Source organism: Arsukibacterium sp. MJ3, assembly GCF_000987765.1.
In the GTDB taxonomy this organism is placed as follows: domain Bacteria; phylum Pseudomonadota; class Gammaproteobacteria; order Enterobacterales; family Alteromonadaceae; genus Alishewanella.
On record NZ_LAHP01000009.1, the window covers coordinates 13,957 to 37,213 of the forward strand.

The 23,257-nt window shown below is 47.4% G+C and carries 19 protein-coding genes; 14 read left to right on the top strand and 5 right to left on the bottom strand.

Annotated elements, in window-relative coordinates; translation table 11 throughout:
- Positions 1-202: 202 nt before the first annotated feature.
- The 5 genes from VT06_RS08350 (at position 203) to VT06_RS08370 (ending at position 8,000) form a co-directional block, all read left to right on the top strand.
- Positions 203-1,411 (top strand): TolC family protein, encoded by a 1,209-nt coding sequence (locus tag VT06_RS08350; protein ID WP_046553842.1) that lies wholly within the window; start codon positions 203-205, stop codon positions 1,409-1,411.
- Complete coding sequence (locus tag VT06_RS08355) at positions 1,408-2,439, top strand: hypothetical protein (protein WP_046553843.1); 1,032 nt, start codon at positions 1,408-1,410, stop codon at positions 2,437-2,439. Before VT06_RS08350 ends, VT06_RS08355 begins: the two co-directional genes overlap by 4 nt.
- A complete protein-coding gene (locus tag VT06_RS08360; protein WP_200897942.1) occupies positions 2,439-5,504 on the top strand; it encodes an efflux RND transporter permease subunit in 3,066 nt (1,021 codons plus the stop codon). The genes VT06_RS08355 and VT06_RS08360 overlap by 1 nt, the downstream gene beginning before the upstream one ends.
- Positions 5,491-5,805: a DUF3240 family protein gene (locus VT06_RS08365; protein WP_046553845.1), complete on the top strand. Its 315-nt coding sequence runs from the start codon at positions 5,491-5,493 to the stop codon at positions 5,803-5,805. The genes VT06_RS08360 and VT06_RS08365 overlap by 14 nt, the downstream gene beginning before the upstream one ends.
- Positions 5,806-5,927: 122 nt before the next feature.
- Positions 5,928-8,000, top strand: coding sequence for a TonB-dependent copper receptor (locus VT06_RS08370; protein ID WP_052750204.1), 2,073 nt, complete (start codon positions 5,928-5,930; stop codon positions 7,998-8,000).
- Here the strand turns inward: VT06_RS08370 and VT06_RS08375 are convergent.
- Together VT06_RS08375 and VT06_RS08380 are read right to left on the bottom strand one after the other, a co-directional pair.
- Positions 7,997-9,307 carry an FAD/NAD(P)-binding oxidoreductase gene (locus tag VT06_RS08375; protein ID WP_046553846.1) on the bottom strand — a complete coding sequence of 437 codons (1,311 nt, stop codon included), beginning with the start codon at positions 9,305-9,307 and terminating at the stop codon, positions 7,997-7,999. The two genes, VT06_RS08370 and VT06_RS08375, sit on opposite strands and share 4 nt — an antisense overlap.
- A gap of 293 nt (positions 9,308-9,600) precedes the next feature.
- Positions 9,601-9,786 (bottom strand): DUF2892 domain-containing protein, encoded by a 186-nt coding sequence (locus VT06_RS08380; RefSeq protein WP_046553847.1) that lies wholly within the window; start codon positions 9,784-9,786, stop codon positions 9,601-9,603.
- A 178-nt stretch (positions 9,787-9,964) separates the two neighbouring features.
- On the opposite strand from VT06_RS08380, the gene VT06_RS08385 reads away from it, so the two are divergent.
- The 8 genes from VT06_RS08385 to VT06_RS08420 all read left to right on the top strand — a co-directional run bounded on the left by VT06_RS08385 (position 9,965) and on the right by VT06_RS08420 (position 18,333).
- Positions 9,965-11,362, top strand: coding sequence for a cytochrome ubiquinol oxidase subunit I (locus VT06_RS08385; RefSeq protein ID WP_046553848.1), 1,398 nt, complete (start codon positions 9,965-9,967; stop codon positions 11,360-11,362).
- The gene (gene cydB, locus VT06_RS08390) at positions 11,362-12,363 is read left to right on the top strand and encodes a cytochrome d ubiquinol oxidase subunit II (protein WP_046553849.1); all 1,002 of its coding nucleotides are present in this window, start codon (positions 11,362-11,364) and stop codon (positions 12,361-12,363) included. Before VT06_RS08385 ends, cydB begins: the two co-directional genes overlap by 1 nt.
- 23 nt (positions 12,364-12,386) lie before the next feature.
- Positions 12,387-14,108: a thiol reductant ABC exporter subunit CydD gene (gene cydD, locus VT06_RS08395; protein ID WP_046553948.1), complete on the top strand. Its 1,722-nt coding sequence runs from the start codon at positions 12,387-12,389 to the stop codon at positions 14,106-14,108.
- Positions 14,101-15,834 (top strand): amino acid ABC transporter ATP-binding/permease protein, encoded by a 1,734-nt coding sequence (locus VT06_RS08400; protein WP_046553850.1) that lies wholly within the window; start codon positions 14,101-14,103, stop codon positions 15,832-15,834. Before cydD ends, VT06_RS08400 begins: the two co-directional genes overlap by 8 nt.
- A 57-nt stretch (positions 15,835-15,891) precedes the next feature.
- Positions 15,892-16,476, top strand: coding sequence for a rhodanese-like domain-containing protein (locus VT06_RS08405; protein WP_046553851.1), 585 nt, complete (start codon positions 15,892-15,894; stop codon positions 16,474-16,476).
- A 28-nt stretch (positions 16,477-16,504) separates the two neighbouring features.
- The gene (locus VT06_RS08410) at positions 16,505-16,942 is read left to right on the top strand and encodes a DsrE family protein (RefSeq protein ID WP_046553852.1); all 438 of its coding nucleotides are present in this window, start codon (positions 16,505-16,507) and stop codon (positions 16,940-16,942) included.
- Positions 16,943-17,061: 119 nt separating this feature from the next.
- Positions 17,062-17,925, top strand: coding sequence for an MBL fold metallo-hydrolase (locus VT06_RS08415; RefSeq protein ID WP_046553853.1), 864 nt, complete (start codon positions 17,062-17,064; stop codon positions 17,923-17,925).
- Positions 17,926-17,997: 72 nt separating this feature from the next.
- Positions 17,998-18,333 carry a hypothetical protein gene (locus tag VT06_RS08420; RefSeq protein WP_046553854.1) on the top strand — a complete coding sequence of 112 codons (336 nt, stop codon included), beginning with the start codon at positions 17,998-18,000 and terminating at the stop codon, positions 18,331-18,333.
- A 17-nt stretch (positions 18,334-18,350) separates the two neighbouring features.
- On the opposite strand, the gene VT06_RS08425 is transcribed toward VT06_RS08420, so the two are convergent.
- Entirely contained in the window at positions 18,351-19,721 is a 1,371-nt protein-coding gene (locus VT06_RS08425; protein ID WP_046553855.1) for a sorbosone dehydrogenase family protein, read from the bottom strand.
- Positions 19,722-19,869: 148 nt separating this feature from the next.
- Here VT06_RS08425 and VT06_RS08430 point away from each other — a divergent pair, with 148 nt between their 5' ends.
- Complete coding sequence (locus VT06_RS08430) at positions 19,870-21,924, top strand: S9 family peptidase (protein ID WP_046553856.1); 2,055 nt, start codon at positions 19,870-19,872, stop codon at positions 21,922-21,924.
- Between the two features lie 196 nt (positions 21,925-22,120).
- Here VT06_RS08430 and VT06_RS08435 read toward each other — a convergent pair whose 3' ends face one another.
- Together VT06_RS08435 and VT06_RS08440 are read right to left on the bottom strand one after the other, a co-directional pair.
- A complete protein-coding gene (locus VT06_RS08435) occupies positions 22,121-22,558 on the bottom strand; it encodes an OsmC family protein (protein ID WP_046553857.1) in 438 nt (145 codons plus the stop codon).
- 110 nt (positions 22,559-22,668) lie between these two features.
- Entirely contained in the window at positions 22,669-23,085 is a 417-nt protein-coding gene (locus VT06_RS08440; protein ID WP_046553858.1) for a hypothetical protein, read from the bottom strand.
- Positions 23,086-23,257: the final 172 nt, after the last annotated feature.

Sequence of the window (23,257 nt, forward strand, 5' to 3'; positions counted from 1 at the left end):
ACTTTTGGAAATAAATAATTTAGATTGTGCTAATCTACTTTTTTGATTAGGGTATCACTATGCTAAAAGTGTGACTTTTTACCGCGCAAGTCCTGTGCTAATACCACGAAAACAGCTTGGTCTTTTCCAGGCGATCTTAAGAAATGCTTAATTGTTGTGTTTTACCATGGCGGCATAACGACTGTATTATTTGGAACTAATTATGATATTTATCTCAGGGTTATTTAAAAAAACGGCCCACTTGATCACACTGCTGATATGCCTGTTTGCTGGCTTAACTGCTGCTGCCGTCGATTCGGTAACACCTCCTGCTGAAAGTTTGTTGCAACTTACTGATGCCGCTGAAGCCGCTTTGCAACGTCAGGCGATTCATGCACCAGCGTCGTGGATATCCAGCTGGTTAGCGGATGCACCAACACTGTCGACTGCATTGTTACAAAGCCAAACCGCAGGTGGCAGCGACGAAATAGAGCTAGCATTAACGCTACCACTAAAAAGCCCGGCACGAGCACAGCTCGACGACGAGTTACTGAATAATGAACAAGGTTTACGTGCGAGCTTGCTAAGTTATCGGCGCTGGTTTGCCAGTGGCATGATCCGCGATCATGTTTGGGCAATTACTCTCGAGCAAACGAGGCAGCAGGTTTTGGCTGAGCAGTTAGCGCTTTATCAGCGTTTTTTGGCGAAGTTACAAACAATAAATAGCGGAAGTGAATTGAATGTTTATCATCAGTATTTATATCAGCAAGGTTTAACTGAACTGCAGCTAGAAGTGATTCATAGCGAAAAGCAGCTGTTGAAAGCGCAGCAGCAATTACAGCAGTTAACTGGCCAGCAAACGATACCAACGCAGGTTCGTGAGGTCGAGTTTACTCAGTCAGCACTGTCGCAGCATCCACGTTTACGCCTGTTAATATTGCAAGAGCAACAACTGCAGTTGCAACGGCGAGCCAATACTGCAGCGAATGCCGCTTGGCAAATTACCACTCGTGTTAAACAGGTTAGTACAGCAGGTGTTGATGACAAGCAAATTGGTGTGCAGCTAGACGTACCGTTAAGTTTTGGTCAGCAAATAAGCCAGTTAGACCACAGTAATTACCAATTGAACTACCAACAGTGGTTAGACAATTACAGCGACGCTCAACGTGATATCACGCAACAACAACAGACGACACGCGTTGAATTGCAAGCTCTGAAAGCGCAATTAATATTGTTAAGCAGCAATGACACCTTGCGCCAACAGGCAAAAGCCAATTTGCTGTTGCTGCTGGAATATCAGGAAATTAGCCCAGATATTGCCCAGCAACGTTTGCAACAATTATTGCAGGCAGAATTACAACTTGCCTTACTTGAGGTGCAAGTGCAACAAGCCATTTCTATGTTAAATCAGGCTGCCGGAGTAATGTTATGAGCCATTTTTTAGCGCACCGTTTAAGCACCATGGCTATTATATTTTCTCTAAGCTTACCAAGTATGGCGCTGCAGTCAGCAGAAGTGGCTATCAACGATTTAGGTGCCTTAGCGCTTCGTTATGCAATAGTAACGGCAGCAACTGATTTTGCTGGCCAACATGTTAGCGCACAAGTTGCTGCTTACCCCAATAGTGCCATGCCGATTGGTCGGGTCATTGAAAATGCGGCTATGTTGTGGTTAGAGCAACCAGGTACCTTAGTCAAGCAAGGGCAACCTGTTTTGCAGCTAGAGGGGGCAGAAGTACAGCACTTTTTAACCGAATACGACACGCGTAAAACCTATTTTCAGCTAGTGAAAACACGCTATGACGATAACCAGCGGCTATTTGAACAGAAAGCGATTAGTTCCAGCGCCTGGCAAGAGCTTAGTTTAACCTATCAAAATGCTTTACTTGATTTTGAACATTTAGACCATTTCTATGAGCGGATTAGTGCCATTCGAGCAGACCGCTTACAGATTACTATAAGCGCACCCATTGCCGGCGTGGTGCTTGCGGCAGAATCGTCAGACTCTGCGTTATTTCGTATGATGGCACCAGAGCACATTCGTTTGCGCGGGGCGATATCTGATCAACAGGCGCGGCCTGCTGCAGTTCGTTTTAATGATTGCCAATTGCCGATCGCTCGCATTGACACGATGAGTCAGGGCTTTAGTCGTATATGGTGGAGTGCGCCACTAATTTCAGCCATAACCTGTCAGGTAAACTGGCAGCAACAACTCAGTGTGCTGCCGATTTATGCACAAGCCGTGTATCGGGTGCCCAGTAGCAGTATTGTTCGGCATGACAGCCAGCAACATGTCTGGATGAAAACAACCTCCACGCTGCGCTTAGTGCCGGTTACGATTATTGCCAAAGAAATAGATGCCTTTTGGGTACAGAGCGGTGAGTTTAGCAGCGCGACTGAAGTGCTGTCACAATCGGTTAGTGCAGTGTACGGCCATTACCTAGGTTTAGGAGGCGAATAATGGCTGCACTAATTCGTTTTATGCTGACCCAAAAGATATTTGTGCTGGCGATGACGGCGCTGATTATTGCACTTGCTGTGCAAGCCTGGCAGCGCTTACCCATTGATGCTTTTCCAGATATTTCGCCGACGCAGGTAAAACTGATTATTCGCGCTCCCGGCATGACAACCGCTGAAGTGGAAGCACAAATTACCCAACCGATCGAAACCGAATTGCTCGGTATACCTGATCAAAGCATACTACGCTCTACCACTAAATACGCGATAACCTCTATTACCATTGATTTTGCTGAGGGTACTGATATTTACTGGGCCAGACAGCAAGTCAGTGAGCGCCTTGCCGGTGTGTGGGGCAGCCTACCCGATAATGTCGAGGGCGGCATTGCACCCATGAGCACCCCGCTTAGTGAAATATTTATGTTTAGCTATGACAACCCTAACTTGACTCTGACTGAGCGTCGGCATGTTTTAGACTGGCAAATTCGTCCATTATTACGCACGGTGCCAGGGGTGGCAGAAGTGACCACTATGGGCGGCTATGTCCAGACTTACGAATTCACCCCTGATTTGCAACGCTTACAACAAGTGGGTATTGGCTTAGAGCAACTGATTACCTGGTTACAACAGCATCATGTAAATGGCAGTGTTGGCCGCATCAACAGTGGTACCAGCACACTGGTTATTCGCACAGAAGGTAAGCTGCACGATGCATATGATCTTGGCCAACTTACCATTCAATCAGCCAGTAATGAGTTGTTGCGTCTTGAGCAACTGGGTAACGTTAGCATGGGGCACTTGGCGCGCTTTGGCGGGGTAACCCACAATGGTGAAGAGACTGCTCAGGCGATGATTATCTCCCTTAAAGGTTCGAATACCAGTGATGTTGTCAACGCAGTAAAAATTAAAATTGAGCAAATTGCGCTGACCTTACCAGAGGGCAGTGAACTGAATGTTTTTTATGATCGCGCCAGCCTGATTGAAACTGCCGTAAGTACCATTTTGGAAGCGCTTTTTGCCGCGGTAATGTTAGTGCTGCTGGTACTGTTCGTTTTTCTGGCAGATGTGCGGGCAGCGTTAGTGGTTGCGGTGTCTATTCCGCTGGCGGTAGCGCTGACTTTTCTAGCGATGGATCAGGTAGGTATTACTGCGAACCTGATGTCACTTGGTGGTATCGTCATTGCCATTGGTATGCTGGTTGACGCGGCGGTGGTAGTGGTAGAAAACATTCTTACACAAAGCCAGCAGCAACAACATGCGCCACGCGCTCATCGTGTTTATCGCGCCACGTTGGCAGTGGCAAAACCGGTGGTGGCAGGTACTGCAATTGTTATTATTGTTTTTGCGCCGTTACTGTTTCTAACCGGTCTGGAAGGTAAATTATTTTCGCCGGTCGCCATGACTATTGTGTTTGCCATGTTGGCATCATTAATTGTGGCGTTATCGGTTATCCCGGTGCTCGCGGTTAGTATCATAAAGGTGTCAGCTAAACCGGCGCCACGCTTTTTGCAATGGTTGTTACAGCGTTATCAACACGCACTTAAGCAGGTTATTGGTCGGCCAACGCCCTGGCTGATTACTGCGCTAGTGGTGCTTATTGTCGCAGCTGGTACGATAACCTTCATTGGTAAAACCTTTATGCCAATCCTGGATGAAGGTGATCTTATTGTGCAGCTCGAGAAACACCCTGGTGTTAATTTAGCCGAGTCTCTGGCAGTGGATAGCCAAATTAGTAAACGGTTGCTGCGCGAGGTGCCAGAAATTAAGCAAATTGTGGCGCGTATTGGCTCTGATGAACTGGGTATGGACGCCATGGGCCTGAACGAAACGGATATGTTTATCCAGTTACACCCGGCAAAAACCTGGCAGGTGGAAAGTAAAAACATGTTAATTGCAAAGATCCGCGTTATTTTGCAACAGTATCCGGGGATCAATTTTAATTTTACCCAACCGATTCAGATGCGTGTTTCTGAAATGCTTACCGGCACCTCTGGCGATGTTGCAGTAAAGGTATTTGGTGATGACATTGCCACACTCAGTGAGCTGGCGCATAAGATTGCCAAGCATGCCGAGCAAATTGACGGTAGCGTCGATGTGCAAACCACGATTATTGATGGCGGCGAATTTATTAATATTCGCTTACGTCAGGAAGTGGCCGCACTTAACCAGCTTACCACGGCTGAGTTGTCACGCAGGCTTAGAATTTTTGTTGACGGCTTACAAGTAGGCAACATTACCGCCGGTAAAATTAAAACGCCTTTAATGTTTAGCAGTAGTCAAAGTGAGACGAAAGTAACTTATCTTGAGCAACTGGCGCAAATTCCTATTAGTTTAGCAGATGGCTCGGTGGCCGCCTTGGCCAGTGTCGCCACCATCGAAACACAGTTTGGTCCAAGTTTAATTGAGCGGGAAAACGGCAGCCGTTTTGCGGTGGTGACCAGTAACGTTAGTGGCCGTGATATTGTTGGCTTTGTGGAGGAGCTGGAACAACGTATCAATACCACCTTACCGCTGCCAAGTGGTTACACCATTGAATATGGAGGCGAATTTGAAAATCAAGCGCGTGCTACCAACAACTTACTGACGATAGTTCCGCTGGTATTATTGGTTATCGTACTAATTTTATTTACCACATTCCGTTCATTAGCGGTGGCGGGCTTAGTGTATGCCAATATTCCATTTGCATTAATGGGGGGCGTTTTAGCGCTGTTTATCAGTGGTGAATATTTGTCTGTACCCGCTTCCGTGGGGTTTATTGCCTTGTTAGGTGTGGCCGTATTAAATGGCGTGGTTATGCTTTCGCATTTTCAGAGTATCGACCAACGGTTCTCTACAATTAATGACTTAGTAATAACCGGCGCCAGTGATCGGTTTCGGGCCATCCTTATGACCGCCACCACCGCCATGTTGGGGCTTATTCCGTTAGCCCTGGCAACCGGTCCGGGGGCTGAAATTCAACGACCACTGGCCATTGTCGTTATTGGTGGCCTGATAACATCAACCCTCACCACCTTATTTTTACTGCCACTGATGTATGCACGTTTACGAGGCCGTTATGACAAATCTTGAAGTTTTACATGTTTTTTTTCCAATGGATTTACGAGACTTAGTTGTGGATGCTTTGCTCGAGCTTGATGACTTGAGCGGTTTCACAATCATTCCTATCGATGGTCACAGCCGTCATAACAGCCAGTTTGATAAGTTAGAGCAAGTTGTCGGCTATCGCCGGATGTTTAGCTTAGAGCTGATTGTAAATGCTGACTTACGCGAGGTCGTTATTCAGCACTTACGAACCTGCCGCTCAAGTAAGCCAGGCGATAGCGGCATTCGTTACTATGTTACACCTGTGATCGCCAGTGGGCATTTATAGTAAAACGGCCACTCTTATGTGGCCACTACCGCTTTGCTGCGACAATATGCCGCATCGTTATCAAGGCGTCTTACCGTTAATATTGTTGCTATCATTTAGCGTATTAGTAGTAAGAGGTGGTAATGGCGAGTATTAAATTGCGCCGTTTTTGTATGGTCAGTGTGCTGCTGGCGTATCCGTTGTTGGCGAAGGAACCTGTTGGCTCGCCGGATGCCAGCGCAGATATTGAGCATGCCAATATTGAACATATCGTGGTAACCAGTGTGGCAATGCAAAGCCCATTGACGGTAGTGACAAACCCTAAACAGCCACGACAACCATTGCCAGCACATGATGGTGCCGATTATTTGCGCAGCATCACCGGTTTTAGCATTATTCGCAAAGGCGGCGCCAGTAGCGACCCATTGTTCCGTGGTATGGCAGGTTCTAGGCTAAATATTCTGACTGATGGCGATATGCTACTGGGTGGTTGTGGTAGCCGTATGGACCCACCCACCGCCTATATTGCCCCGCAAGCTTATGACAAACTCACGGTGATTAAAGGGCCGCAAACCGTATTGTATGGCCCGGGTAGCAGTGCGGCTACTATCTTGTTTGAACGTAATAACCGGCGGCTGAGCCAGGCCGGTGTCAGCGGCAGTTTCAATAGCACCTTTGCCAGCGCTGCGCGCACAGATAATGCGTTAGATATCACTGCGGGCACGACCACCGGTTTTGCCCGGGCTATTGCCACGTTTGCCCGCGCTGATGATTACCAGGACGGTGCCGGGCAACGAATTCATTCAGCTTATCAGCGCTGGAGCTCGCAGCTGGAGCTGGGCTATACCCCAACAGATAATAATACGCTGTTGCTAAAGTTGGGTGTCAGTGATGGCGAAGCCGCTTATGCTGACCGATTGATGGATGGCAATGTATTTAGACGGCAAAATTTGGGACTGAAATGGTCATTAAACGATATTAACCACTACTTACAGCGTTTAGATGTGCAGTGGTATTACAATTATATTGATCATGTTATGGATAATTACAGCCTGCGCAGTTTCAGGCCTAGCATGATGATGCCAATGCCCGGTGCCAGTAATCCGGATCGGCGAACGTTGGGGGCCCGGCTTTACACCGAGTGGTTTCTCACTAACGACTTAAGCTGGCAAGTAGGGGTTGATGGGGCGCAAAATACTCATCGGATCCGTGGCAGCATGAATCAAGTTGTCATGCCTTATCAGCAACGTGATAAGCAGGAAGACATACGCTTTAGCCAGCTAGGATTATTCAATGAACTCATATACCAGCTAAGTGACAATAGCCAGCTAATCGCCGGTGGTCGGTTGGATTACTGGCGTGCTCGCGACAACCGGCAAATGCTGGGGACCATGGCGCAGTCGCAGATAAATCCTAGTTTCGGCCAAAGCCGCGACGCTTATTTAACCGGCGGTTTTGTGCGGTATCAATACCAGTTGGCAGCCTGGCAATGGTACCTGGGATTGGGTTATAACGAACGCTTTCCTGATTATTGGGAGCTGGCCGGGGCTAACCGGGCAGCAGAGCAAAGTGTTAGTGCTTTTTATGTTAGGCCAGAGCGAACTACCCAGCTTGATCTGGGGCTTGTCTATCAACATCAGGCTTGGCAGTTGGGGTTATCGTTGTTTGCAAATAATATTAACGATTATCTGCTGTCGCAGCAAAATTGGCCGTTAACGCCGCAAAACGTGACGGTAAGCCGTAATATCGACACCCGCAGTATAGGAGCCGAGCTGGATTTAAGTTATCAGTTTAATACCCACTGGCAAAGTAGTCTGGCGCTGGCTTATGTTAGGGGCAATAATAAAACTGATAACGTTGCGCTGGCCCAGCAACCGCCGCTAGAAGCAAAGTTCGCGCTTAATTATGACCAACAAAACTGGTATAGCGGAGTGTTATGGCGATTAGTAGCTGCCCAACATCGGGTGGCGCCCGGTCAGGGTAATATTGTTGGCTCAGATATCGCGCCAAGCTCCGGTTTTGGTGTGCTGTCATGGCATGCAGGCTGGCGATTTGCTGAAAAAATTACCATGGTGGCGGGTGTTGATAACTTGCTAGCGCACCGTTACCACGAGCACCTGAGTAAAGCAGGTGTCATGGTTAACGGCTATTTTCCGATCTCCCAGATTAATGAAGCCGGGCGTACGCTATGGTTAAACCTTAACTGGCAGTTTTAGCTGCCAGGTTTATCGATGCCTGTGTTGGCTTTGGCATGCCGAGCAGTGGGTAGGTTATCGCGATAAATAGGCGCCGCTAACCATTCCCGGCCTTTTAACATGGCGTGCCAGTATAACGGCGGTAACATTTTTTCTTTTAATAACCATGCCAATGTTGACGGTTTAGTACCATCAATTAACCATTTTGGAAAAGTGGGCTCTACTTTGCCACCGTACAGAAACTCGGCTAACACAATTTTACCGCGCTCTACGGTTAAAGGGCAGGAACCATAGCCATCATATTCTGCTCTAAGGTTTTTGCCAGCGAGCAAACCAAGCAAGTTTTCGGCTACTACCGGCGCTTGTTTGCGTACCGCTGCTGCTGTTTTGGCATTAGGCGAATTGCAGCAATCACCCAGCGCAAAAATATTAGCAAAGCGTTTGTGTTGCAGCGTGTCGGGATACACGTCAGCCCAGCCGGCATTGTCTGCTAGCGGGCTTTGCTTTAGAAAATCAGGGGCAACCTGTGGCGGAGTGACATGCAGCATATCGAAGTGTTTTTCTATCAGCTCATTGCTACCATCGGCCATAGTGCGTTTAAAGGTAGCCGTTTTAGCGGGGCCATCAACGGCAACCAGGTTGGTTTGCAGATTTAAGGTAATACCGTATTTTTCAACATAATCGGTGAGTGCCGGCACATAGTCAGCTACACCAAAAAGTGCTGCTCCGGCACTACAAAATTCCACATTTATCTTGGCTAATACTTGTTGCCTAAGCCAATGGTCACAAGACAAATACATGGATTTTTGTGGCGCGCCAGCACATTTAATCGGCATGGCGGGTTGGGTAAAAATAGCGTTGCCATGGTGCAACTGTTGTACCAGCTGCCAGGTATAAGGCGCCATGCCTGGCGCATAGTTTGAGGTAATACCATTGTCGCCCAAACTTTCTTTCAAACCAGGAATTGTCTGCCAGTCGAGCGTTAGCCCGGCGGCTACTACCAACGCACGATAGCTAAGTTCGGTATTGTCGGCTAATTGCACACTATTTTGTGCAGGGTTAAAAGTTGCCGTCGCACTTTTATGCCAGCTAACATTCTTGGGAATAAGTGATGCCATTGGTTTAACGGTGCTTTGCTGGTTAAACACGCCCGCACCAACTAAAGTCCAGCCTGGCTGGTAATAGTGTTGCTGGCTGGGTTCAACCAAAGCAATATTGAGATTAGGCTGGCGTTTAAGCAAGCTGGCAATAGTGGCCAACCCGGCCGCACCACCGCCAATGACCACAACGTCGAAAGATGTTATCGCTGTTTTTTTGTCAGTATTCACGTTACCCCCTGCAGTGTGAGCTACTCTGATATCAGTAGACCCCGTTTAAATCTTATGTCATTTGGTTATATGGTTATTCCATTAAAGAATAATCTAATGTAATCTATGCTTAGTTTCTGGCTAGTGCAAGTTAAAGCTGTTTTTTGCTGAAACCTTCTCGACTAAGTCCATTTATTAATAGTGGTCATGGCCAATTGAGTGAGGTGTTTACATTAATTGAGTGGTGATGATAAAGGATGATGTAGTGCCAGAAAATTGTGGCTGGCACTACAGGTTAGTGCGGCCTATGGGTATTAAACCTTGCAGGTTTTAATACCCAATAAGCCATAGAGTGGACAAAAGTTGAAAAGGCCGGTTAGTAGAGGCACTACACCAATCCAGCCCCACAGGCCAACTGTGCCGGTGGCTGCCAGAACAATAAGAGCTATGCCAGCGATAATTCGCAGCACTTTATCTGTTGCGCCTACATTAGTTTGCATAAGTAACTCCGTTAATAAGTAATGTCTTAATTATAATAGTATGGATATCGCTATTAAGCGAAATACTAAGCCGTTAAAACATGATCTGCGACAATATGTCGCACTGCTATATAAGTAAAATATAAAGTATGTTTGTTATAATGTAACAGTTCGTTTTTTGCCTTACTCAGGAGTAGTTATGGAACTCGACCCGCTATTGCTTTCCCGCGTACAGTTTGCCTTTGTGGTGTGTTTTCACGCGATTTTTCCGGTATTTACTATTGGCTTAGCCAGTTTTATTGCGGTATTGGAAGCCTTGTCGTTTAAAACCGGTAACCCGTTGTGGCAAAAGCTATCTAAATTCTGGCTTCAGGTGTTTGCCGTAGTATTTGGTATGGGAGTGGTGTCTGGCATTGTCATGTCATTCCAGTTCGGTACTAACTGGAGTAATTTTTCATACGCTACCGCTAACTTCCTCGGGCCGGTGCTCAGTTATGAAGTCATTACGGCATTCTTCCTTGAAGCAGCATTTTTAGGGGTGTTGCTATTTGGTCGTGACAAGGTGCCGCAAGGCGTGCACTTATTTGCTGCCATTATGGTGGCGCTGGGTACCTTTATTTCCTCGTTCTGGATTTTGTCTGCCAATTCGTTAATGCATACCCCCGATGGCTTAGAGCTACGAAATGGCATGTATCACGTTGTGTCCTGGGCAGATGCGTTGTTTACTGAATCGTTCGCTTATCGTTTCGCCCATATGGCGTTGGCGTCATTTTTAACCGCCGCGTTAGTAGTAGCTGGCGTAAGCGCCTGGTTTATATTGCAAAACCGCGAGTTTGACACCAACCGTAAGGCATTATCGATTGCGTTATGGATGCTGTTAATTTTAGCGCCATTACAGGTTGTAGTAGGTGATTTTCATGGTCTGAACACCTTAAAGCATCAACCGATGAAAGTGGCGGCAATGGAAGGTAACTGGGAAACCGGCACCGGTGTACCGTTGTTATTGTTTGCTATTCCGGATCAAGAAGCGCAAACCAATCATTTTGAAGTAAAAATTCCGAAATTAGCCAGCTATGTGCTGACTCATGACTGGAATGGCGAAGTGCCAGGTTTAAATGAAGTAACACCTGATAAGCAACCACCAGTATTTATTGTGTTCTGGGCTTTTCGGATTATGGTCGCGATGGGCCTGTTAATGGTGTTATTTGCGTTATGGGGCCTGGTATTACGTTACAAAGGCCGGTATTACCAAAGCAACCGCTTTTTACAAGGTTTGCGTTTAATGAGTTTAAGCCCGTTTATTGCAGTATTGACCGGTTGGGTGGTTACTGAAGCCGGCCGGGCCCCGTGGTTAATTTATAACCAAATGACCCATGCTGAAGGGTTAACGCCGTCGTTAACCGGTGGCATGGCGCTCTTTACCTTAATTGGTTACATTGTGGTGTATGCGCTGGTGTTCAGTTCAGGCGTCTACTATTTGCTTAAAGTGTTCCGCGGTGGGGTGGAAAAAGCCAACCGGCCACATGAACAAGAAGAAGTTGAACGGCCAAAACGGCCATTCTCAGCCGCACACGCCAGCCTGGAAGGAGACCAATAATGGAACAGCCATTTGATTTAACGCTGATTTGGGCCGGCATCATCGCTTTTGGTGTGATGATGTATGTGCTAATGGATGGTTTCGACCTGGGACTGGGCATTTTGTTCCCATTTGCCCCTGACGAGCACCACCGTGACATTATGATGAACTCGGTCGCGCCGGTATGGGATGGAAACGAAACCTGGTTAGTACTGGGTGGGGCAGGCTTGCTGGCTGCCTTCCCACTGGTGTATGCCGTATTTTTACCCGCCTTGTATATAGGGGTATTTTTGCTGCTGGCTGGCTTAATTTTTCGTGGTGTAGCGTTTGAATTTCGTTTTAAAGCGAAAACCTCAAAATACTTGTGGAACTGGGCCTTTGCCGGTGGTTCCACCGTGGCGTCTTTTGCCCAGGGTGCGGTGGTAGGCGCCTATATCCAAGGTTTTGAGACTGAAAATTTCCGTTATGTCGGTGGCGCTCTGGATTGGTTAACCCCGTTCACGGTGATTACCGGCCTGGGTCTGGTGGCGGGGTATGCGTTATTAGGTTCAACCTGGCTAATTATGAAGTCAGAAGGTGAAGTACAGCAATGGGCTTACAAGTTGGCGCCACGCTTGCTTATGCTGGTACTGGTAGTATTTGCGGTGATCAGTGTTTATACGCCGTTTGTTGACCCCTTTGTTAAAGCGCGTTGGTTCAGTGGTTTCAGTGCCATTTGGTTGCTACCAGTGTTGGCCTTGTATTGTGCTTATGTAGTGTTTAGTGCGTTACGTAAAAAGCAGGAAGGAATGCCTTTTGTTGCTACCATGGGGCTGTTTTTGTTTACTTATTTGGGCTTGTTGGCCAGTAAATGGCCTTATATGGTACCGCCAAACTATACCTTATGGGATGCCGCCTCCGCCTTTGAATCGCAGTTGTTTTTACTGTTGGGTTTCCTGTTCGTTATTCCGATAATATTAACCTATACCGCCTGGACCTACTGGGTATTTCGCGGCAAGGTCAAAGCCGGTGGTTACCATTAACGGCATAACAGAACGTGGCTGGTATGGTAACTGAGTTTCAGTCTGCTGGGCAGTTGCTGCGGTTTGTTAGCCAGCAGCAACGGGCTGCGCTGCGGCTGGCGGTGCTGTGTGGCGTTATGGCGAGCCTGGGTTTAATTAGCCAGTGGTATCTGTTGTGCTATTTGTTGTATCAGGGCTTATTAGCGGCGCCGGCTATAGCGGTGTCACCTGAGGTAGTAGTGGTCTTGGTGCTGGTGTTCTTGCTGCGCCTAGGGTTAATTCGCGCGCAGGAATTACTGGCTAGCAACGCCAGTACTGCCGGGCGGGTAGCGTTACGTCAAGCATTATTACAAAGCTGGCAGCGACAGCCGGTTGAGCAGTTACAGCAGCAATCTCCTGGTGCGTTAGCCAGCCAGTGGCTGGAAGACGTGGAAGCCTTCGACGGTTATTTAGCGCGCTATTGGCCACAGCAATATTTAACTGTGTTATCCCCTTTGTTAATAGTTGTTGCCGTGGCCAGTTTTAACTGGTTAGCGGCGCTATTATTGATAATTAGTGCACCGCTGATCCCGCTATTTATGGCACTAGTAGGCATGGGTGCTGAGAAACTTAATCAACACCATTTTTTATTGCGACAGCGTTTAGCGGGCCACTTTTTAGACCGGATCCGCCAGTTAGCTACCCTGCAACGATTGCAGGCCGTAGCCGAAACCCGCGCTGAAGTGGCCAGCCGCAGCGACCAATATCGCCGGGTGTTAATGCGTACTTTAAAAGTTGCGTTTTTATCTTCAGCGGTGCTGGAGTTTTTTGCCAGTGTAGCGATTGCCAGTGTGGCACTGTACATCGGCTTTGCTTTGCTGGGCGCCATTAATTGGGGCCCGGCCAGCGAACTCACTTTATTATCGGGTTTGTTTATTTTAATGCTGGCGCCAGAGTTCTTTCAGCCTTTACGTAATTTTGCGCAGTATTACCATGACCGTGCCGCTGCGTTGGCCGCTGCTAACCAGTTAGCGCCGCTGTTATGCCCTGAAGACTTTAAGTCGGTTAGCCCACTCGCCAACTTAACTTTGGCCGCTCCGCCAACAATTAAAGTCGTTGGTCAGCAGCTGGACATTAAGAACCTTGCAGTCGGTTATGCCGGCAAAGGCATACAAAGCAACTTAAATGCTAGCTTAATTACCGGCCAATGTTTGGTAATAAGCGGTGCGTCGGGCCTTGGTAAAAGTACCATTTTACACAGCATTGCCGGCTTACTGGCACCGTTAACCGGCAGTGTTGAGCTTAATCAGCAACCACTGTCCGGGCAGGCTATGGCCTATTTACCACAACAACCCTGGTTAATGAATGGCAGTTGGGTTGATAACCTCAGTTTGTTAGCCCCGGCAGCTACCGAAGCTCAAATGTTAAAGGTGCTAAGCCAGTTGGGTTTAGCGGAGTTGGTAAATGAAACCAGCCAGGGGCTTTACCGGCAAATTAGTGAACAAGGTCTTGGTTTGTCGGGGGGCCAGCTGCAGCGTTTGGCGTTGGCCAGAGTATTGTTGGCCCCAACCGCAGTAGTGATACTTGACGAGCCTACTGCCAGCTTAGACAGTGACAGTCGGGATCGGGTGATTAGCGCATTAAAGCAATTGAAACCGCAGGTTATTTTGTTGTTAGTCAGCCACGATCCAGCTTTGTTGGCACTGGCCGATCAACACTGGCAGTTGTCTCAGCCTGACTGCTTTTCATCTTTGCACGCGACCACGGATCAAGCGAACTATGACTAAGCGCGCACCTACTAAGCCGGCCAGTGCGTTACGTTACTGGAGCCGGCAACTGTTATGGCAGCAGCGACGTCGGGTATTAACCGGTGCCGCACTGGCGTTTATCACGGCGGTCTGTGGTTTGGCCTTGTTGGGCTTGTCGGGCTGGTTTATTACGGCTACCGCCATTGCCGGCATTAGCGTCGCAGCCGGCGCTATGCTGGCACTGGATGTCTATTTACCGGGTAGCGGTATTCGTTTTTTTGCTTTAGGCCGCACTGTTAGTCGTTATCTGGAGCGCTTATATAATCATGATTCAGTGCTGCGGCAATTAGCGCTGGTGCGTCAGCAATTGTTTCATGGGTTGGCAACATTACCAGTCGCTGCGGTGGAGCAACACGCCAATGCTGATTGGCTAAGCCGGCTTACGGCTGATTTGGAAAGCCTTGATAGTCTGCTGCTGCGTTTATTGTTACCGCCATTGTCAGCATTGCTAAGTGTGTTGTTACTTAGTGCAGTAATCAGTATTTGGTCTTTGCCCGCGGCGTTGTGGTTGTTGGGTGTAACGTTAGTAGTTTGTTGGCTTGTTTTTAGCTTGCTAATTCGTTATCAGCAGCCATTAAGCCAGCAACTGGCCATGCAGGTTAATCAGGCGAGGGCGGCAGTAGTCAATCATTTGCAGGGCTTGGTTGAACTCAGAGTCGCTAAATTACAAGGCTGGCAGCAACAGGCTCTGGTACAGTTTAGTCATGGGCTAAGTCAGTTACAAATGCACATTGCCCGTCAGCAAGCTAATGCGCAACTGGCGGTTAATGCGTTGCATGGGGTTCAGATGGTGTTGGCAGCGTTACTGGCGTTAGCTGGTTTTAATGCGGGTTTGTTTAATGCGCCGGTAGCCATAATGTTGGTATTAGCGGTATTTGCCGTGGGCGAACTATTACAATTATTACCAGGCCAATTAAGCCATTTTGGCAAAACCCGTTTTGCGGCAGAGCGTTTATACCCGTTGGCGCAGGCGCAACAACATGCGCCAGTTGCTGGAATTAGCCTGGCGCCCCCGTCATGGCAACGTGTAAGCTTAACGATAGAAAAGCATCCGCGGCTACGCGCCAGCCAGCAGGAACCGCTTCAGTTATATTTTAGCTCAGCCGAACCTTGGCTGTTGGCAACTGGCAGCTCAGGTTCTGGAAAATCGACTCTGGCTGGCCTGATACTGGCTGAACGGCTAGCAGAAGCACAGCAGCAGGCGGACATTTGTGATTATCAAGTTAATAACCACCCTCTTACTGCTGAGCTGGCAGGCTATATGCAGCAGCATAGCGCGTATCTGACTCAGGCGAACAGCGTGCTGGCCGACACCCTGTACACCAATTTAAGCCTTGGCTTGCAAAATATTACCGAGCAACAATTATGGCAGGTGCTTAGCATGGTAGAGCTTACTGATTGGGCTAAGGCTCTACCAAGGGGCTTAGACAGTTGGCTGGGTGACACCGGCCAACAATTATCCGGTGGCCAGGCGCGACGGTTGTGTTTGGCACGCTTGTTATTGCGCCAGCCGCATTTAGTGGTACTGGACGAGCCGTTTAATGGCCTTGATCCATTAATGGCAGCACGCATCTGGCACAATATTCAGCCTTGGCTGGCTAATAAATTTATATTGCTGCTGCTGCATAAGGCACCAATTTTTTTAATGAATAATACTGATGTAACAGAAAATAACGCAACAGCATGGCGCCAGTTAGTTTTATAAGTTGTGTGTTTGTTGCATAAAAAAAGGTTTCTACTCTTTACTATCAGGAGAAAAATAATGTTACTAAAAATAATGTTAACGAATGTACTGCTGTTTAGTTGGTTGTTAGCACCGACCGTAATGAGCCAAGACTTGACGAAAAGCAGCTTAGGTCTTTACGTAACGGCCAGTGAAGCCTTTCAAATGTTACAGCAGCAACCCCATGCTATTTTAGTTGATGTCCGTGATCCGGTTGAAATTAAATTTACCGGTTTTGCTACTCCAACCAAAATTCATGTGCCCTGGTTACTCACCGACATCAGTAACTGGAGTGAAGAAAATGCTAGTTGGCCAATGCAGGAGAACCCGAATTTTGATCAGCAAATACTTAACCGACTGGCCGAACTAGGTGCCGGAAAAGACACTCCGATTATATTGATGTGTCGAAGTGGCGCTACCCGCAGTGCGCCGGCAGTAGATCGTCTGGCTAATTATGGTTACAGCAATGTTTGGTCGGTAACGGATGGCTTTGAAGGTAATACTTTAAAAGAAGGGCCGTCAAAAGGGGTAAGAGCGGTCAATGGCTGGCGTAATTCTGGACTGCCGTGGAGTTATCAGTTACCGGCTGCAGTTGCCTGGCAGGCCCCGGTAAATCAACTTTAATAAAATTCATCAACAGGAGTAATTATCTATGCTTAATAAAATATTTATCCGCCGTTTGGCGATTACTGTACTGACACTTAGTGCCGCGTTTAGCACGGCATTGCAGGCTGAACAGCAAGTATTAATTAATGTGACCAGTGGTTCGGGACAAACCCAGGGCATGGCTATGGTGCTGGCAAATCAAATGCAGCAGCAGGGGGCGAAAGTGTCTATGGTGTTGTGCGACAGCGCTGCCGATTTAGCCTTGAAAACGTATCAGGGGGAAATATTGCTACCCATGAATGCGACGCCCGGTCAATTACTTAACAAATTGCAGCAAGGCGGCGCAATAATTCAGGTATGCGCGTTATATCTGCCAAATAGAAAAATCAGTGCCGCCGATTTAGCCAAAGGCATAACCCCGGCTGTGCCTGGCAACATTGCTGCACAAATGTTAGCAGCTGAGGTAAAAGTATTTAGTTTTTAATTGGTTTAAATGATGAGTTTAATCGTTTAAAGTTATTTCCAAAAGTTATAAGCTTATACTATATTAGTATACACTTAAAAAGTAACAGTTAATAAGCAAACACCTCAGGGGGCACTATTATGAGTTATCAGGTACAGGCTTTTTTAGATAACGACAGCGAAACGTTTAGTTATGTGGTTACTGATAACGCGTCTAAGCATGCCGTTATTATTGACCCGGTGTTGGATTTCGACTACAAATCCGGTCGTACCAGTACCGGCAGTGCAGAAAAAATTCTGGCTTTTATTCAGAAGCAAAACCTTAGCGTAGAGTGGATTTTGGAAACGCATGCCCATGCTGATCATCTTTCGGCAGCGCCTTTTTTACGCAAAAAATTAGGCGCTAAAGTCGCTATTGGCGCGCAGATTACTGAGGTGCAGGCGATATTTAAAGAAGTGTTTAATTTAGAAAAAGAATTTTTACCCAATGGCTCACAGTTCGACCGGTTATTTGCCGATGGCGATACTTTGCAGGTGGGCAGTATGACTATTCGGGCCATGCATCTGCCAGGCCATACGCCAGCCGACTTAGCTTATATTATTAATGAGCAGGCAGCCTTTGTTGGCGATACTATTTTTATGCCAGACGTTGGTACCGCGCGTTGTGATTTTCCAGGCGGCAGTGCAGAGACTTTATTCGACTCTATTCAGCAGCTCTTAGCGCTACCTGAGCAAACCGAAATTTATATTTGTCATGATTATCCACCTGCCGGGCGCCAACACGAGTATTTAACTAGCGTTAAGCAGCAAAAACAGCATAATATTCATGTTGGCGGAGCAGTAAGTAAAGCCGATTTTGTGAAGCGCCGGCAAACACGTGACGCTACGCTGGCCATGCCACGGCTTATTTTGCCTTCAGTGCAGGTGAATATTCGTGCTGGTCATTTACCGCCAGCAGAAGATAATGGCACCACGTATTTAAAGCTACCGATTAACCTGTTGTAAAGTAGTGCTGCTTTAATCTGGTTTAGAGAGTCAGCGCGGTTAAAAACAGGGGTGGTAAGCATAGGCAGCACTATGAAAAGCTCAGTAAAAGCAGCATTGTTTTCAGCGCTTGTCTTCCCGGGGGCCGGGCACTTACTTCTTAAAAAATATGCCATGTCCGCGCTATTTGCTGTAACGTTTTCCGTGCCGCTCTATTTTATGATAAGCGAACTTATTGCCAAAGCTCAGCAGATTGTGTTGCAAATTAATAAGGGTGAAATTTCTTTAGATATTGCGGCAATTTCAGCCGCATTAACCCACTCCATTGCCGGTGTTGAAGGGCAAGCGTTAAATAGCAAAATGACCGTGTTACTCATTATATGGCTGCTCGCTATAGCCGATGCCTACCGGCTTGGCCGCCAGCAATAAAATGGGTCAGAGTGATTTTATTGCGTGTTATTTAACGGAACTGCGTTGGTATTGGCACCGCTTAGCCGCCAAATAATATTACCAACATCATCTGCCACCAGTAAGGCGCCGGTGTTATCCAGCGCCACGCCAACCGGCCGGCCATAGGCTTTGCCATCTGAACTTAAAAAGCCGGTTAATACTTCTAGCGAGTCGCCTTGTGCTTTGCCATCGACAAATGGCACAAACACAACACTATAACCACTGTGTGGCCGACGATTCCACGAGCCATGCTGGCCAATAAACATGCCGTTGTTAAAACGCATCGGCAGGTTGTTATTGGCAGAATACGCCAGACCCAGCGGCGCAACGTGAGCGCCCAGCGCATAATCCGGCACCAGGGCTTTCGCTACTAAATCTGCACGTTGTGGTGTAACGCGAGGGTCCAGATGCTGCCCATAATAGCTATAGGGCCAGCCATAAAAACCGCCTTGTTTAACCGAGGTAAGGTAGTCGGGCACTAAATCGCTACCTAGTTCATCCCGTTCGTTCACTACCGTCCACAGTTCACCGGTAATTGGTTGCCAGGCTAAGCCGTTCGGGTTACGCAGCCCTGTTGCAAACAGGCGGTGTTCGCCGCTCGTTACGTCAACTTGCCAAATAGCGGCACGGCCTGCCTCTGCCGCCATGCCGCGCTCTGCGATATTACTGTTAGAGCCTACTGTTATATAAAGGGTTTTACCATCCGGACTGGCAATCAGGTTTTTGGTCCAGTGATGATTAATGGCACCAGCGGGTAAATCGAGCAGTTTATTGCCAGCAGCAGTTATCTGGGTGTCACCAGGCAGATAGTTATAGTGCAGTACCGCATCGGTATTGGCGACATATAAAGTAGTACCAACCAGCGCCATGCCAAAAGGCGAGTTAAGGCCTTGCAAAAACACTGTGCGTACATCTGCCACGCCATCACCATTACTATCACGTAGCAAGGTTATACGATTGGCACTGGCCACGCCGGCACCGGCTTTCTTCATGACCAAACCAGTAATCCAGGCTTTTAGCCCCTGGTTACTGTCAGTTTTTGCCGGCGCATTACTTTCGGCAACCAATACATCGCCATTTGGCAGCACATAAATCCAGCGCGGATGCTGTAATTGCCGGGCAAAAGCTGCAACCTGAGTGCCTGCTGCGGCCGTGGGTTTTGCCGTGGCTGGCCAACCCACCGCAGGTGCAATATTTACCGTTGGAATAAGGTTGTTTACCGGTGCCGGTAGTGTCGGGTTTGTACCACTGCCCTGTTTGATTGAAATAGTGGCGGTTTCGGCACAGCCAGATAAGGCGATGCCGATGGTTAGTGGTAAAGCTAATGGCAGCGTGAGCGTAATCGCGCGCAAAAAAGAGTGTTCCATAAGAGTTTCGATTTAGATCAATAGGTAAACTGAGTGTGGCTGACATTAGCCCACCCCGCCAATAATCTACTCTGGTTTAAGTAATGCTGTGCTAATATTTGGCGATTAGTTTTTTATCAATAACATAAACTACCCAGGAGTATCTTTAATGAGAAAACTGTATTTTATGCTGTTGCTCTGTTTGCTACCGGGCATGCTATTCGCTAGCGAGAGTAACGCCACTAGTGAAAGTGCAACTGCAGACAACAGCTTAAGTGTTGAGCGGCTATGGCAGCTGCAACGCATAGGCTCACCGATCGTCTCCAGCGATGGCAATTATATCGTGGCACCGGTTACCCATTATGATGTTAAGGCTGATAAGGGCTACACCCGTTTGTGGCTATTTAGTAGCGACGGTAAGCAGCAAGCCCCACTAACTGCTACTGGCATGCGTGCCAGCGAGCCCACGTTTTCTCCCGATGGTAAAACGCTGGCATTTATTAGCCAGCGTGATAAAGACGAAGCTGGCCAAATTTATTTACTGACGATGAATTCGCCGGGTGAAGCGCAGCGCCTTACCGAGGTGCCCACCGGCGTTTATGGTATTAAATGGCTTGGTCAACATCTGTATTTTATCAGCCGGGTTTGGCCTGATAAAAACTGGGATGAGATGACCAGCCAACTGAAAGCCGATAAAGATGATAAGGTTTCTGCAAAGCAGTGGAATGCGTTACCGTATTCGCATTTTGATCATTTTTTAGATGAAAACCGGCAAGCGCATGTCTTTCGGATCGCGGCCAGCGGCGGCGCGGTGCAACCGGTTACTCAACCATTGGGTTATCAACTGCCACGGTCTAGCCAAAGTGCTTCCAGCTATGATATTGACCCAAAAGAGCAGTATATAGCTTTTAATGCCAACGGTTGGGATAATCAGGTTGATGCCAAAATTGATATTTTTTTGGCCCGGCTAGGTAGTGCTGAAGCAATAAACCTAACTTTAGACAATCAGGCGCCTGACACTAACCCTAGTTTCAGCCCTGATAGTAAAAGTCTGGCGTTTAGTCGCCAGCGTATTGACGGCTTTTATGGCGATACGGCCCGCTTACATGTTTATGATCTTGCCAAAAAAACCAGCCGTGAGCTGACCAGTAACTGGGATCGCTCGGTTAATAACTTCGTTTGGAGTAGCGATAGTCGGAGTTTTTATAGCAGCATTGATGATGCCGCTACCAACCGCTTGTACCATATTGATGCCCGCAGTGGCAAACAACGGGCTATTACTCAGGCAACCAGCTATGGCAGCCCGGCAGTAGCGGATGCTAATACCCTTATTGCCACTAACGACAGTTTTTTGTTTCCAGCACGGTTAGTTAAAGTAGATACCCGTAGTGGCAAAAGCAGTCGGCTCGACAACTTTAATGATGATATTTTAAACAGCACTGAGTTGGGCACTTACGAGTCGGTTACCTACAAGGGCGCCGAGGGTAAAGACATTCAAATGTGGGTGCATTACCCGGCTGGTTTTGATAAAAGCAAAAAATATCCGCTGTTTTTGCTTATACACGGTGGCCCGCACAATGCCATTGGTGACAGCTTTAGCTATCGCTGGAATGCCCAAACGTTTGCCTCCTGGGGTTATGTTACCGCCTGGCCAAATTTCCATGGCTCTAGTGGGTTTGGTCAGGATTTTACTGACGCCATAAACCCAGACTGGCGCACTAAGCCACTGGCCGATATTCAAGCCGCCACCAAATGGTTTGAAAATCAAAGCTGGATTGATACCGAGCGGATGGTAGCAGGTGGTGCCAGTTATGGTGGTTACTTGTCTTCTATTTTACTGGGTACCGAGCACCCGTTTAAAGCGTTGCTTATTCATGCTGCGGTATACAATATGTACTCGCAAATGGCGGCCGACTTTGCGGTGCACTCTACCCGCTTTGGCGGTTACTGGGACAACCCGGATATTTATAAAACCATTTCGCCGCATTACTTTGCCGACAAATTTAATACGCCTACATTGGTTATTCACGGGCAGCTTGATTACCGGGTGCCGGTAGGGCAGGGTTTTGAGTTGTTCCGCACGCTGCAAAGCCGAGGTGTTGAATCGCGGATGATTTATTTCCCAGATGAAAACCACTGGATTTTAAAGCCCAACAATTCAATTTATTGGTATAACCAGGTTAAAGACTGGCTAACTAAGTACGCCGAGCCAGGCGCGCGATAAGCTTGCCTAATCTGAAAATGGCGCCCTAGGGCGCCATTTTCATTACAGCTGTTGTAAAATGTCATAACTGATTAAATTCAGCACTGGCCGGTTTACCTGACTTTCGGTATGTTTGCAATAATGGCCCGGGTTGCTTGTAAGTTAACGCCAGTTTGGTTAATAGATAACGCGCGGGCAGGTTATTTCGTAAACAATGTTAAGCCAAGCTGTGCACTACCACCGAAGTGTGGCTTAAATTATCATGTAGCGGGCAGCGCTGGCATACCTCTGTTAGAAACTGCGCTTTTTGCTCATCGGTTAAATCAGCATCAATTACCGCACTAATGCGGATTTCACTAAAGCCAACCCGATCATCCGTCGGTTTACCCAGTAAACCAGCCGGATTATAATCACCTTCTACTTTTACCTGCATACCGCGCAGGATAATTTTTTGCTGAAACGCGGCAATTCGGCCAATAGTACCAATACAGCCACCAACGGCAAACAGTAGCATTTGCAGTGGTGTCGGGCCAGTATCGCTGCCTTTGGCAGCCACAGGCTGATCAATCATAACGGTATGACCATCAATATCGCCACGAATAGCAAAACCTTCTGCCATAGTGGCGTTTATCGTTATGGTTTTAACATTACTCATTGCTGCGATCCTTTTTAATTAGGTTACACTAATTTACAAGCCCATGTTAGCGGCTTACCACAGACAGACTATTGCGCCAGATCAAAAAATTAAGGTAATCGGAAAGAATATTAACCCGTATACAATAGGGTTTGACTTTGGGTGTTAAAGCCGCACTCTGTTAACCATTGAAAGGCCTCTTGCTGGTTGGGGTATACCCGTTTTTCAAAATACTCACTGCTATCTACAATCATCCGGTCCAGTTGGTACTGCTTAACCATATGAGGGCAATACACTTGGGCGGCGAAGCGCAGGCCGTTGCCAATACACCAACTTACTAAGTCTTGGATCACCGGTTCAATTTCTGGCACGCCCAGTTGCCAGTTATCCAAATAGACAATATGTGCCCAGTCGTTACCCACTAATGGCATGGCAATAGCTTTAAACTGGCTGGCAAAATCTTCTGCAGTAAACTTATTCCAGCCACCTTTTACTTTGGCCAGTATTACCCGTTGCTCGCGCCATAAAATAAATTTAGAGGTTGGCATAGGTTATTGCTACTGCAGTAGTTTTACATAATTACAGCATAGCAGTAATTAGTAATTCGCCATTGATCTAAAGCACAATTTAATAAAACAATATTCCAGCGAAACAAAAATTGTTAGCTAGCAGCACCTAACACTGCTGTACTAAAAATCTCTTAACAAATGTTCCTAAATG